Source organism: Leuconostoc sp. S50, assembly GCF_016624925.1.
In the GTDB taxonomy this organism is placed as follows: domain Bacteria; phylum Bacillota; class Bacilli; order Lactobacillales; family Lactobacillaceae; genus Leuconostoc; species Leuconostoc pseudomesenteroides.
Genome location: NZ_JACVUE010000001.1, coordinates 98,742 through 112,411 on the forward strand (window position 1 = coordinate 98,742; position 13,670 = coordinate 112,411).

General features: G+C 38.0%; 14 protein-coding genes. 9 read left to right on the forward strand and 5 right to left on the reverse strand.

Annotated elements, in window-relative coordinates:
* Positions 1-36: 36 nt before the first annotated feature.
* Positions 37-1,335: an endolytic transglycosylase MltG gene (locus IAE53_RS00400; protein WP_148423208.1), complete on the forward strand. Its 1,299-nt coding sequence runs from the start codon at positions 37-39 to the stop codon at positions 1,333-1,335.
* Positions 1,336-1,362: 27 nt separating this feature from the next.
* Here IAE53_RS00400 and IAE53_RS00405 read toward each other — a convergent pair whose 3' ends face one another.
* Entirely contained in the window at positions 1,363-1,848 is a 486-nt protein-coding gene (locus IAE53_RS00405) for a MarR family transcriptional regulator (protein WP_148423207.1), read from the reverse strand.
* 95 nt (positions 1,849-1,943) lie between these two features.
* Here IAE53_RS00405 and IAE53_RS00410 point away from each other — a divergent pair, with 95 nt between their 5' ends.
* The gene (locus tag IAE53_RS00410) at positions 1,944-2,891 is read left to right on the forward strand and encodes a zinc-binding alcohol dehydrogenase family protein (RefSeq protein ID WP_148423206.1); all 948 of its coding nucleotides are present in this window, start codon (positions 1,944-1,946) and stop codon (positions 2,889-2,891) included.
* 234 nt (positions 2,892-3,125) lie between these two features.
* On the forward strand, positions 3,126-4,091 hold the full coding sequence (locus IAE53_RS00415) for a GRP family sugar transporter (protein ID WP_148423205.1): 966 nt from the start codon (positions 3,126-3,128) through the stop codon (positions 4,089-4,091).
* Between the two features lie 134 nt (positions 4,092-4,225).
* Here the strand turns inward: IAE53_RS00415 and IAE53_RS00420 are convergent, their stop codons facing one another.
* Positions 4,226-4,732, reverse strand: a complete 507-nt coding sequence (locus tag IAE53_RS00420) for a MarR family winged helix-turn-helix transcriptional regulator (RefSeq protein WP_148423204.1) — start codon at positions 4,730-4,732, stop codon at positions 4,226-4,228.
* A gap of 118 nt (positions 4,733-4,850) precedes the next feature.
* Between IAE53_RS00420 and IAE53_RS00425 the strand changes: the two genes are divergently transcribed.
* Positions 4,851-5,792 (forward strand): ATP-binding cassette domain-containing protein, encoded by a 942-nt coding sequence (locus tag IAE53_RS00425; RefSeq protein WP_148423203.1) that lies wholly within the window; start codon positions 4,851-4,853, stop codon positions 5,790-5,792.
* An 11-nt stretch (positions 5,793-5,803) separates the two neighbouring features.
* Positions 5,804-6,577, forward strand: coding sequence for an ABC transporter permease (locus IAE53_RS00430; RefSeq protein ID WP_148423202.1), 774 nt, complete (start codon positions 5,804-5,806; stop codon positions 6,575-6,577).
* 39 nt (positions 6,578-6,616) lie between these two features.
* Here IAE53_RS00430 and greA read toward each other — a convergent pair whose 3' ends face one another.
* The 3 genes from greA to IAE53_RS00445 all read right to left on the reverse strand — a co-directional run bounded on the left by greA (position 6,617) and on the right by IAE53_RS00445 (position 10,483).
* Positions 6,617-7,099 carry a transcription elongation factor GreA gene (greA, locus tag IAE53_RS00435; protein ID WP_004910137.1) on the reverse strand — a complete coding sequence of 161 codons (483 nt, stop codon included), beginning with the start codon at positions 7,097-7,099 and terminating at the stop codon, positions 6,617-6,619.
* A gap of 57 nt (positions 7,100-7,156) precedes the next feature.
* Complete coding sequence (locus tag IAE53_RS00440) at positions 7,157-9,766, reverse strand: YfhO family protein (RefSeq protein ID WP_188352844.1); 2,610 nt, start codon at positions 9,764-9,766, stop codon at positions 7,157-7,159.
* Positions 9,767-9,865: 99 nt separating this feature from the next.
* The gene (locus IAE53_RS00445) at positions 9,866-10,483 is read right to left on the reverse strand and encodes an NAD(P)H-binding protein (RefSeq protein WP_200135773.1); all 618 of its coding nucleotides are present in this window, start codon (positions 10,481-10,483) and stop codon (positions 9,866-9,868) included.
* 61 nt (positions 10,484-10,544) lie between these two features.
* On the opposite strand from IAE53_RS00445, the gene IAE53_RS00450 reads away from it, so the two are divergent.
* Genes IAE53_RS00450 through IAE53_RS00465 form a run of 4 tightly spaced genes read left to right on the forward strand, consistent with a single transcriptional unit; the run spans position 10,545 to position 13,640 of the window.
* On the forward strand, positions 10,545-11,696 hold the full coding sequence (locus IAE53_RS00450) for an ATP-binding protein (RefSeq protein ID WP_148423199.1): 1,152 nt from the start codon (positions 10,545-10,547) through the stop codon (positions 11,694-11,696).
* The gene (locus tag IAE53_RS00455) at positions 11,693-12,850 is read left to right on the forward strand and encodes a VWA-like domain-containing protein (protein WP_148423198.1); all 1,158 of its coding nucleotides are present in this window, start codon (positions 11,693-11,695) and stop codon (positions 12,848-12,850) included. The genes IAE53_RS00450 and IAE53_RS00455 overlap by 4 nt, the downstream gene beginning before the upstream one ends.
* Positions 12,847-13,137 (forward strand): hypothetical protein, encoded by a 291-nt coding sequence (locus IAE53_RS00460; protein ID WP_148423197.1) that lies wholly within the window; start codon positions 12,847-12,849, stop codon positions 13,135-13,137. The genes IAE53_RS00455 and IAE53_RS00460 overlap by 4 nt, the downstream gene beginning before the upstream one ends.
* A complete protein-coding gene (locus IAE53_RS00465; protein ID WP_200135774.1) occupies positions 13,134-13,640 on the forward strand; it encodes a hypothetical protein in 507 nt (168 codons plus the stop codon). The genes IAE53_RS00460 and IAE53_RS00465 overlap by 4 nt, the downstream gene beginning before the upstream one ends.
* Positions 13,641-13,670: the final 30 nt, after the last annotated feature.

The window sequence follows — 13,670 nt, forward strand, 5'->3', positions numbered from 1 at the left end:
CGCTAGTCGCTTTATTACGTTTACGAGGTGAAAAGCATGGAGTCGAGAAAACAACGACATCAGCATGAAATTAAGAACGCTGAAGCGCAAGACGCTGGTATAGACCCGTTTGCTGATGATTATCAAAATGGTAAAGGTGGACCACGAAAAATAAAACGTGGGACACGAAATCGTTTTGTTGCTTTTGTGTTGCTAATTATTATCGTTGTTGGTGTTTTCTTTGGTGGAAAAGCGTTGTTTACTGATCAGTATGCTGCTTTGAATCCAAAGAATACCACGTTTAAGACAGTGAAAATTGCTTCTGGATCAACTTCAATCCAAATGGCAAATATTTTGCAAAACAAAAAGATTATTAAAAGCGCAAAATCGTTTAATAAATATGCCCAAAAACAAGGTGCTGCCAGTCTTCAAGCTGGAACTTACAAATTTTCGCCCTCTCAAACAGTTCAGTTGATTTATAAACAAATGACTTTGGGACCAGGGGTAGCACCACAGTTAGGCAAGGGCTATATATTGGTAGCCACTGGGCAGAGCCAAAGTCAAATTGCTAAAAACGTTGCTGATGAAACTAAGTTATCCAACATTAAAGTTAATAACGCCTTTACAGACAAAACTGTAATTGCAAAAATGAAGATCAAATACCCTGATTTGTTAAAAGGTATGGCCTCAGATGGTAATCTTTCTGACTATATTTATCCAGCTGCATACGATTTGAATGGCGTTAACACCATTAATGATGCGGTTACTCAACTATTGGCTACTTCTGATAAACAGCTTAAACCTTATTATAAGGATTTAAATAGCGATGGCATTAACAAAACTGCTGTCATTACTTTGATGGCAACGACAGGAAAAAAAGAATTTGAACATCGATTGGCATTTGTTAATAAAATTGCGCCCTATGCACAGACTTTGAGTAAAAAATACGGTATTTTAGCGTCTATTTCAATTGCTCAGGCTGCGCATGAATCAAATTGGGATAACTCAGTACTATCTTCTAAATACAACAACTATTTCGGTGTGAAGACTCAGGATGAAACTGCCGGCAAATCTGTTGTATTAGAGACAACTGAATATGTTGATGGACAGCCAGAAACACAAAAAGCCCGATTCGCAGTTTATAGCGATTGGAAAGAAAGTATGAAAGAACATGCCGAAACTTTGGTTAATGGTAATACCTGGAATCCTACTCAATTCCAAGATGTCTTGAACGCTAAAAATTATAAAGCAGCTGCTAAAGCGCTTTATAAAGACGCTTATGCAACTGATACGAATTATCCCACGTTGATTATTAATTTAATTGAAACATGGAATTTACAGCGTTTTGATAAGTAAAAAAACTGCCCAATTTTGGCAGTTTTTTTAAATGTGTTGACGTGCATTAATTAGTTTAGATAGAATCTCTAACATAGTATTGATTTCTTGTTCCGTATACTCCCCAAGTATCTGTTTTTCGTTTGCTGAGATACGTCGATGAAGTTCACAATGTAAGCGTCCTAATTCTTCTCCTAAATTAGTTAAACGTAAGGAAATTTCTTTTTTGTTATCTTGAGGATGAAATTTCTCGACTAAAGTTAATTGAGCAAGATGATTAACATATCTTGATAGCATACCTTGTGACAAATTAGATGTCTGTTGTAAGATTTTAAAAGTGGTGACGTTGTCGTTGACTACCAGTTGACTCAAAATTTGTAATTCAGAATGTGTGAAACGCTTTTGTGTTGCAATAAAAGTCCGCGCATCAGCAGATTGAGCGTGCTTTAAAAACCACTGTTGTTCTAAGTCGTTTTCACTATGGCTGTCTCGTAAAAGTTGTTTTATTTTTTCGAATTGTTGCTGTTTTTCCATTTTAATTACCTGTAATAAATATTGACTTTAAAGTATTTAAGTTATATACTTATTTTACATTACCGGTAAACAAAAAACAAATGGAGATAATTATTATGAAAGCAGCAGTTGTAAGAGATTTTAAACAAGGACCACAATATGAAAAAAATTTTGCCGAACCAAACGTTGATGAAAACCAAGTGATGATTGACGTGACGGCATCGGCTTTGTCAAATCGTGCTCGCGGTGACGCGACAGGCACTCATTATGCTGCCGAAGGTATTTTGCCAATGGTACCAGGTGTTGATGGCGTTGGTATATTGTCGACTGGTGAGAAAGCATTTTTTGTTGGTAAAGGTGGATTTGCTGAAAAGGTTGCGATTAAAAAAGGACATTGGGTCGGCGTACCAAAGCAACTAGATGATCAAAAAATCGCTGGTATGATGAATCCTGCTTTGTCGTCATGGATGGCCTTGAAATACCGTGCTCATTTTCAAAAAGGACAAAGAGTTATGATTTTAGGAGCAACTGGTAATGCAGGAATGCTGGCCGTACAAATTGCCCAACGTATGGGAGCAACTGAAATCATCTCAGTTGGACGGAATCAAGATAAACTCGAAGCACTGTTAGATTTAGGCGCTACTGCAACAATACGTCTCACGGATGATGTCAAAGCTTATCAAGATCAATTAGCAGCAGCTGGGCGGCAGGTTGATGTCGTTTTGGATTACCTTTGGGGTGACATTACCGCCAACGCAATGAAAGCTATTATTCCAAATAGAACACATGATGAGCAAGAACTAAAATGGGTTGAAATTGGTAGTATTGCTGGGCAAGCTGCACCCATCCCAGGCGCAGCATTTAGAGCTGTTAAGCTACAATTAATTGGTTCGGGACAAGGATCGATTGGTGTTAAAGATATGATTCAATCTTTTAATGAAATTATTGCAGCTGAAGTGAGTCAGCCATTCGCTTTCACTTTTAAAACAGTTGGTCTATCAGAAATTGAAAAATATTGGACAATTCCTAGTTCTGAAAGATTAGTTTTTGTACCAACTCATTAATTAATGAGTAATATGACTAAACAACAATTAGGCGCAATTTTACCTCAAAACGGGGGTATTACGCGTCTTTTTGTTTGGTCAAATACTAATTGTGATGAAAGGCACAATATCAATGATGAAAACGTTTACAGAAATTAAATTGTAGGCTTGTGTAAACGTTTTCACTAGTGTACAATTAGTAGTGTTAAAAATGATGATTTAAAGCATCACAAATAAGAAGGAGTTTTATCAGTTATGAACGCAGCAATTTTACTGGCTTTGGTGCCGGCATTGGCATGGGGATCGGTTGGATTAGTCAATACAAAAATGGGCGGAACCGCCGGTCAACAAACATTAGGCATGACTTTTGGTGCTTTAATATTTGGATTAGCCACCATGTTTTTCTTTGTGATGCCACGTCACATTGAACTCAATAGTCATATTTGGGTTGTCGGCGTTGTTTCTGGACTTGTGTGGGCAGTTGGAACCGCCGGTCAGTTTTTGGCAATTAAAGACTTGGGTGTATCTTTAGCCATTCCATTGTCAACCGCTGGTCAAATTGTCACCAATGCGTTGATGGCTGCAGCTGTTCTGGGTGAATGGAAGACTGGCAAAATGTGGGCGATTGGTGCAGTTTCAATCATCGCTGTTGTTATTGGCGCTACATTGATCTCAGCGCGTGATAAAGCTAAAAATAGTAATGGCATTGAAGCAGAAGAGAGAACTAAAAGTATGACCAAGGGACTGATCTACTTAGCAATCTCAACGGCTGGGTTCATGTTTTACTTTGTTTTGCCTAACTTTTTGAACAAAATTGGCTATATTTCAGATGCTATCAAGGCGCGTGGCAATGGTGTTGACTATATGACAGCAATTGTTGGTCCACAATCAATTGGACAAGTAGTTGGTGCTTTCTTAATTGTGATGTTTGTCTTGAAAGAATCAGAAATTATGTTCAAGCTGTCAACTTGGAAGAACATTCTGACAGGTCTAGTTTGGGCAACTGGTAATATTTTCATGTTCATTTCTGCGGCAAATCCTGATATTGGACAAACAATTGCCACAACTTTTTCTCAATTAGGCATCATCGTGGGTACTTTTGGTGGTATCTATTTGTTGGGTGAGAAGAAGTCAAGCTATCAAATGAAGATGATTGCAATTGGTACAATATTAGTTGTTATTGGCGCTATCATCATTGGTAATATTAATAGTTTTGCATAAAAAATGAACGGGCAAACATTGTTTGCCCGTTTTTTAGTACAAAAATATGTGTATTTCGTTTGCTTGGTACAAAAACCATATAAATAAATTAAGTCATCATTGATACGCTTAATAAAAATGAGGCATGCCGGCAATTACTTTTTATATTGTTTTAAATACCGGTTTGCTAGTAATTTATGGAATTTAACGCCAAGTGTTGGATTAGCTTTATCAATATCTTCATACATAGCAGCTATAATTTTGGTCATTAAACGATTGAATTGGTCCATTTCTTCATTTGATAAGACGGTTATGAATTTTGGCACTTCTTGAAAAGAAGATTCAATTTCTTCTTGTCCTTTTGTCGTTAAGCTAACAAGATTGATTCGCCTATCATTTTCAGATTTGCTCAATGATACTAAATCACGCTTGGCTAATTTTGAAACAAATTCACCCGTAGATTGTGGTGAGATTTCAAGTCGTGACGAAATTTGGCTTTGAGATAAATGATCCTCATCTGCTAAAGCAAGTAATACCTTCCCTTGACCTTCTACTGTCAATCTTGGTTTGACGTCTTGCACGATATCGTCATATATTTTTGTTAATTGTTCGTATTCGGCTAATTTTCCGGCAATTAATTCTGACTTGATTTTGCGTTCCATAATTGATGTTAACCTCCGCTCAATTATTTTAGTATACACTATTCTACTTGACAAATTAATCAGGGGACCTTGCAATAATAATCAAGGGCCCCTGATTAAATGTAGTGAGGTATATGTTATGGAAAATGAAGTAGCGATAAGCGTTAAAAACATTTCAAAAAAATTTGGACAACATGTTGCAGTCAATGATATTAGTTTTGATGTGAAAAAAGGTGAAATTTTTGGATTACTTGGTCCAAATGGTGCTGGTAAGTCCACTTTAATTAATATGATGACCACACTTATGCACCCAGACCAAGGTGAAATTGTGATTAATGGTTTGAATACAATTTCTCAAAGTCGTCAGGTGAGATCACAGTTTAGTGTTACTGGGCAAAGTGCAACAATTGATAAAGAACTCAGTGCACGAGAAAATTTGTTTTTATTTGGTAGATTAAACGGATTAAATCGTGATTCTGCACATCAACGTTCAGAAGAATTACTAGTTGATTTTGACTTAGTTCAGTCGGCAGATCATTCTGTTTCAACATTTTCTGGTGGGATGTTACGACGATTAGACTTAGCCATTAGTCTGATCGGTAATCCCAGTATTTTATTTTTGGATGAACCCACAACGGGGCTAGATCCGAGAACACGTACACAAATGTGGGTAGCAATTCAAAAATTAGTAAAAAATGGCACCACGGTTCTTTTGACCACTCAATATTTGGAAGAGGCTGATCAGTTAGCGGACAGAATTGCATTGATTGATCACGGTAGGTTAATAGCTGAGGATAAACCAAGTGAATTGAAAAAGCTTGTCGGTGGATTGCAGCTGAAAGTGACTGTTGAGCAGAATGAGTCAGTCATTCCAACGCAACGTATCATTGAAAAAGTTTTAGGAAAAACGGTTAATGTTGAAAATAGAAATCTAACCGTTATATTAGACAATAATGCTTTTAACAAAGTGTCTGAAATTTTGGACAAAATCCTAGCATCTAAAATCATGCTAAGCAGTTTTAAAATTGATGCACCATCTTTAGATGAGGTATTTTTATCAATGACAGTGGGTAAAAATTGAGGAGACATATCATGAAAAATCAAAAAAAAGCCAGTACTATGAGCACAACTTTAGCAATGGCGCATCGGAATTTGCTCAAGACGTGGCATAATCCAGATAACCTGAGTGATGTTATTATTCAACCGATTATCTTCACGCTTTTGTTTGGATTTCTTTTCGGCGGTGTGATTGCTGGAAGTGTGCATGCGTATTTGCCAATGCTTGTGTCTGGTATCTTGATTCAAAGCATTCTAAATGCGGCAGCGGGATCGGGTCAGCAATTGCGAGAGGACATTAATAGTGGCATTTTTGATAGATTTAAAACGTTACCAATTTCTGCATTTGTTCCGCTAGCTGGTCAACTTATTGGTGACGCACTTCGATTGTTGTTGTCCGGTTTGATTTCCTTAGGAACAGCGTTTGCAATTGGGTGGCGACCCTCTGTCAATCTAATAATGATTGCTTGTATCTTAATTTTAGCAATATTTATTGGATGGGCAACTTCTTGGATCTTTGTTTTGGTTGGTTTATTAGTGAAAAATGCAGAATTGATAGGAAGCCTTTCCATGATCATTATATTGGTGATGACATTCCTATCAAATGCCTTTATTCCAATCAGGACATTGCCATTATTTTTACAAAGCATTGTGCAATTGAATCCTGTGACCATAACGATTAGTGCTATTCGGGCAATCATGAAAACAGGTTACTGGAATACTGAAGCAACACTGGTTATCATTAGTGGTATTATCATCATTGCGATTTTTATGCCATTGTCTCTCATGGTGTATCGCAAAAACAATTAATCAACAAAAAAAGAAAGCACGGCGCTTTCTTTTTTTTGGTTATTTTTTAACTTCTAAAATTTGAACATTAATGTTGATGCCGTTTGGAAGTGGCACAGCGACTGTGTCGTTGACCTTTTTACCAATTAATGCAGTTGCCATTGGTGATTCGTTTGAAATTTTACCGGCTAGTGGATCAGCCTCAACGGAACCTACAATTGTATAAGTTTCAGGTTCTTCATCAGGTAATTCTTTAAACGTAACGGTTTTACCGAGAGAAACTTCGTCCTCAGCAGTTGCGTTAGAATCAATGATTTCAACGTTTTCAAGCATTTTTTTTATCGTTTGAATGCGACCTTCGACAAAGGCTTGTTCATCTTTTGCTGATTGATATTCTGAATTTTCAGACAAGTCACCGTATGATCGCGCAATTTGGATACGTTTTGTAATTTCTGGGCGTTGGTTAGCAATGAGATCGTCTAATTCAGCTTGTAGCTTATCACGACCTTCAGTTGTCATTGGATATGTTTTTTCTTCTGACATAAGTGTTTTTCCTTTCAATTTGCGTGTTTTTCCGCAAAATATAACGAAAAAAGCATATCATGTGGTGACCTTTTTTGCAATAGATAAATTGCTAAATATTACTAATATAACTGTCGCAATGATTGTGATAGCAAGACCCAACCATAAAAATGGTGGGGTATAAGTCATAGAAATTGTGTGCCGCCCTGGTTTTGTTTTAATGCCGATAAAATAGTTAGCCACTTTGTCGGCTTGAACTGTTTTGCCATCAACCGCTATATGCCATCCAGCAACAAATGGAATGGTAGTCATAATCAATGGCTTTGTTGATGTCGTCGTGATTGTCCCCTTAATGTGTCGTTCGGAACGTTTTGTGATCTTAAGGCTATTTTGCTTTAACCCGCTAGCATCATCTGCAATCCGCTTGTTATCGACATGATAGAGGGTGACGTTAGACAAGGTTAATGTTTGGGTATCTTTCATTCTAAAAGTGATTGTCTGCAACTTATTTTTGGCATTTGAATTAAGATTAACAATAACAGTGTGGCGATAAGAGCTAAATTGTGTAATGACCTTACCGTTAATTAGGAGGTCAAAGTTTTTAATATCCAGACCGCTGCCAATGGTCAAATAGTAGCTATCATTAGTTGTTGGGGTAAATTGCAAGTCCAAACTAGCAGGTTGACTCGCATTTTGACGTGTTATGATCGCATTTGTAATTGTTGTTGGTGCTTTGACATTATGACCAATTGCTTTTTGAAAATTGTCTGTGTCAACTGTCGAAGTTAAATCACCAGTCAAACCTTGCCAGAGATTGCCCTGGTTTTGCAAGGGATTATTATAGAGCATTTTGGTATTAAGTGCGCCGGAGTTGGCTGCAAACGCTATTGGTAGGGCATTTTGATTCTGATAAATATTAGTAGTCGATGTTGTTGCTTTTAAACTGTAATTACTGGTGTCCGGACGATAACCTATTAAATGTTGACTAGGTTGACCAGCATCCCCATTGTCTTGACCATTTGGGGTGATCATATATTTCATGCCCAGCAGTGCATCAGATAAGAGACTGCCATTGCTATACACAACATAATTATCGCCGTCCGGTTGTCCAAAATTGCCAAAGAAAGTTGGCGTAGATTTTGGTAAAGCGGAGCTGAAATGGGCACCGCCATAATAGTCAAACATCATGCCATCACCACGAGTGCGTTGAAATGTTTGCGCTACACGATACCAAGAGGTATCTTTTTTTAGAAACTTTTTATCTGCTGTGAGTGCTTTGATCGTATTTTGATACTCTGTATTTGTTAAATAAGAAAAGTTGTCTAGCGTGAAAACAACATTTGCTGTGAGTGATAATAACGTTAAGCCGCCTAAAATGGGTAGCCAAAATTTGTCATGAACTTTAAAAGTGAACTGCGCCAATGTTAGCAAGGCTAAGCCAATGAATAAAGCAATACTTGAACGATTGATGTAATTGATTTTAGCATCACTGAGTGTGGCATAGATTGCAATGGCACTAAATATGATTAACAAAGTAGTAATGGTCATCAGGCGTGGCCGCCAAGTTGGCTGCCAACTAATAGCAGCTAAATAAATGATAAAGAAACTAATCAAAAAACTGAAACGGTATGGATACCAAACTGGGTATTGAAAACCGTGGAATAATAAAGTAAGTGGTGCCCAAGTAGTGGCTAATATTAAGAAGGCTAACAGTAAAAATGCCCCGATTTTGACGCGTAATTTAATAACACGTGTCGTGAAAAAAGCTATTAGTGTGATTAAAACGAAAGCACTCACATAAAAATTTGCTTGTCCATTTTGCATCTGGTCAAAATTAAAACTACCTGGAATTAATTTAAACAAAAGATGTAAGGGATTGTTATCAAACTTGAAAGAAAAATCAGAATTGTACTGCGTTTTACCTAATTTCAGCTGAAAATAAGTCGGTAAAATTAACCAAGCTGACAGCCCACCACCAATAGCGGAACTAACAATAAAGCGTCTTAGAATTAGCCAACGATGTTTAATATTTGGCCAAGTCAAGCGCCAAGAAAAATACAACACGATAAAGATGGCGACCATATAGCCAATATAATAGTTACAAACAATATTGGCACCAAGCAGAAGGCTATACTGCCACCAAGATTGTTGATAAAACAAACGTTCAAGTGCCAAAATTACCAATGGCAGTAAAATGACTGTATCAAGCCATAACAAATTTAAGTCGTTTGCAATGAACCAACCAGATAGTGCGTAGTTAACAGCGAACAAAGTCACATAGTAGTGTTGTTGCAGGTGCAATTTTTGCAATAGATAAGCCATTGACAGGCCAGCTGCCCCAAATTTGAGCACAGTGACGAGTAGAATAGCGCTGGGGAGTGCGGTGTTAGGAACCATTAAAAAAATAAGGTTAAAAGGACTCATTAAATAATAAGCCCATTCACCCAGCATATCTCCGCCTAAGGCATTGGAAAATGAGTAAAAAAAGCTACTAGGATGCTGTAATAAGGTATGCTTGAATGCCGCAAATTGATCGATGTATTGTTGACCAAGGTCTACTGTTAAAATTGAGCTGGTGCCAAATGGTGCCATGTGACGATAGGCAAAATAGGCTAACATAATCAGTAGTGGTACCCAAAAGCTAAGTGCCAGTGGTGAAAGCGTGTAACGTTTTAAAGTATGTTTCATAAATGAATGTTCCTAAAAATAATGATTGCTAATAAAAAAGGCAGAAAAATTTGCTTAGTCAAGGCAATTCATTCTGAGACCTTTTTATGATTATCAAGATTAATGAGTTGACGAAATCGCAACGGATTCAGCGATATATTGGTCGGGACTATTGATGAGTTGTGTGACAAATTCAGCGACACTAGTGCGTGTGATTGGTCCACCAATAATTTCTTCGTTTGGATCAGTTTGAACGTTAAGTTGCTGCATTTTATTGTCATCAGTGAGTTCATTGGGTCTGATAATGGTGTAATCAAGTTGAGATGCTGTAATACGTTGTGCGGCAGCGGCTTGATCACCAATGTAGCTGTTTTCGTTTTCGGGAGTACCCAAAATATTGCGCCATAAATCAGCTTGCTGTGGTGGCAACTCATTGTAAATGCCAATTGTCGCGATCCAAATCAGTCGAGACACACCAGCAGTATGCATGGCGTTGACTAACGCATTAGCCACATTTTTTTGACGACCTTCGGCACCAACATTGGCGTATACGATGTCAATATTTTTTAATGCTGTCACCAAATCAGCTTCATTTGCCGCGTCTAGATTGGCAATGTGTTGGGCTGGTTTAGCGTGAAGAGAGGTGAGCTTTAATTGTGTGTCGGTATTGGCTAACATATTAACCACTAATTTGGCAATTTGACCATTAGCACCGAGAATTAGAATTTTTTTTGTCATACTTTCATTTTAGCATGATTGTTTGGATTGCGGTAAAATATAGATAGGAATGAGGTTCATTATGAGTTTAACTTATCAACAATTATTAATGGCAGTCCCACTGATATTACGAGGCGGTAATGTCCCTAATATTGTTGGAGAAGCAGGCATTGGCAAGTCTGCTTTAGTGAGCGATGTGGCAAAGCAAATGAACGCGCAATTGTTTACAACGGTGGTTTCTCTGTCAGAAAAAGGCGATTTGGCGATTCCAATACCGCCCTTGACTGAAAGCGCATTTTTAGAAACTAAGCATTATGGGCAACTTGCTGATGTTAAATTTGGCTACACACATACGCTGATTCAAATTATTCAACATGCCGAATCGGTACCAAGTCAACCAATCATTTGGTTTTTAGATGAGTTTAATCGCGGCTCACAAGCTGTTCAGGCCGAACTCATGAATTTAGTGTTACAACGACAGATTAATGATCTAATTTTGCCTGAAAATGTTTTCCTTATCTTGGCAGAAAATCCAGATGATAGTATGCATGGTTTTGAGACATCTGAATATGCGGTTCAAACTTCTGATGCCGCAATTAAGGATCGGACAACAAGATTAGTGATGAGCGTATCAGTGAAGGATTGGCTAGCATGGGCTGCTAAAGGTGACCAACGGCCAAATATTCATGATTTGGTGCGCAGATTTATCGCTGAAAATGCTGGTTTATTATATCCTGTTGTGCGTGAAGTTGATTTGAATCCGACCCCGCGTGCTTGGCAACGTGTGTCGGATAATCTTTTTGAATTGCTGAAGCAATCAAATCGTCAGCAAGAAGATTTATTATTTGATATTGTGGCGGGTGATTTAGGTCAAGTAGTTGCCACGCAATTTGTTCGATTTGTACGTGAACAAACGCCTAGTCTCACAGCCGAAGAGGTTTTTGACTCAAAGCCAGACGGACCTAAAGTACCTTTAAACATTCGTTCTAAATTTGAAAGTTATTCAGAAATTCAAAAAATGACAGTGATGAAAACATTGTTATTGACGGCAGATATGACACACGATAATAACGCTGCACGTTTTAGTGAATTACTACAATTGGTGGCACCAGATGGGCAATATGCACTGGTCAAGCAAATGACAAATGCCCCAATTTTAGATGATTTATACAATTCAGAAGAACACTATGCAAACGTGTTGTATCAACAAATTATGGACATTGCAACCAGATGATAACGCAGGATGAAACGGATAATTTAATATTAGGTGGTATTAAAACCTTGCTAGATGTTTCACCCCTATATGGCAACATTGTCATGAATTTAACCCGCGAAATGAACCTGTTAGCACCGCATCCTTTGGCATTAAAATGGCAAAATCATCGTTGGTACTTAGTAATCAATCCAGCTCGTTTAACAGAAAATTTCAGCACATACAATCAGATTGCGGCTGCATTGGCACATGAAGCACTGCATGTTATTTGGGAACACCCAGTTCGCTATGCTGCAACGCACCAAGCAAAATCAGTTGTTGATCTAGGAACTGATGTGGCGATTAATCAATATTTACCTAAGGAATTAGGTGAGTTACCAACGGCTGTGACTTTGCAAATGTTGTTTGATGTGTACGGCGAATGGTTTGCGCCTTATCAAGATTCGCAAACTTATATTGATTTAATCAGTCGTTTTGAAGATGATGTGCCTGCTCATGGTGACGTCGACGGCCACGGTGAGTGGGCGAGTGTTGGCGATGAGTCTGATGAGGCTAAATCGGCACTTGAACAAGTCATTCGTCAAGCTAATGAAGATGCACAAAAATCTGGGCGAGGTCACTTGGCTAGTGCTGTCATACAACAGATTTCCGCGGTGGTGGTGCCTAAAAAAAATTGGCGTCAAATCTTCAAAGCAGGGGTAAGCCAAGTGCCTAATCAAAAGCAATCATCACGCGCACGATTTAATCGACGCCAAGCCTATCGAATGGATTTACTTGGTGAAATTAGTAAGTACGAAAATGAAATTTTGGTATTTGTCGACAATTCAGCTTCTATTAGTGATAGACTAGTGGGTAAATTCCTAGCCAATGTGATGCAAATAACACAACAATTTGATGCTAAAGTCCGCGTGTTTTCATTTGATACAGCAGTTGAAGTGATTAAAAATATCAATCATTGGCAGCGCCGTGCTGGTGGAGGAACGGCATTTCTAAGTATTTTTGACTATCTAGATAAACAAAAAACACCTCGTGAGACGACAACAGTGATTATCCTAACTGATGGTGACGGTGAAACATCACCGATTATGTCACATTATCGTCGTGTTTATTGGATACTGCCAGAACAGCAACAACTCAGTTTGCCTAATCAAATTGGAAAGGTGTTGACCCTATGAAATTAAATCCAACAGATCTGAGTAGTTTTATTGCCAAAGACAATCGGTTCAAAAGAGCTGAAGCATTATTAACTGATCACTGGGAGTCCCTGTTATTAAGTGAGCCATGGGGCATGACGATGATGACGCGTTCAGATATTGTCTATGCAAAAGCATTAGTTGCATCAGGCGCTATTACACCCAGAGTTGATCTGACAACGTTTAAAGGCGTCCAACAGTTTATTCAGCGTAATGCAGTTCGGCTTTCACCAGATGTCGTCACAATGTTAAAGGAGCCATTCTTATGAAAATTAATCTTGTACTTGCACCAGAACAGTCAGTTTCAGAATTATTAGCACTTCAAACAGCGAATCCAGACAACGTGTTTTACCTCGGCAAGGTATCACAATTGGCTGGTTCGAATGTTTTGATTTTAGATGCACCAGAAATTGTCCAACAATTTCAACGGCCATTAGGCTTTGATAGTCGTTATACTAATGATCAACTAACTGGTCGTGTGATTCATCAAATTGCCTTTCAGGCTAAAGATGATAATGATAAACTAATTGGTAAGTTAGTAAATGTTGCCGGTGTTGTGGCTCAAAATGATAATGGCAAAGCAGATTATATGTTATGGACTTTTTGGCAAAATCACAGTCAATTAGCTGATTTTTTGAAAAGTACACAGTATCAGCAAATGATTAATTTGATGAAAAATCCTTACACCACAACTTATCAACGTGTTACAAGTGATTCGCAATTGTCACTGAAGCATCAAATGAGAGATGTTGATCCTGAATGGTGGGGTTGATTATCTGGTGACATTCGTTTACACTTATCT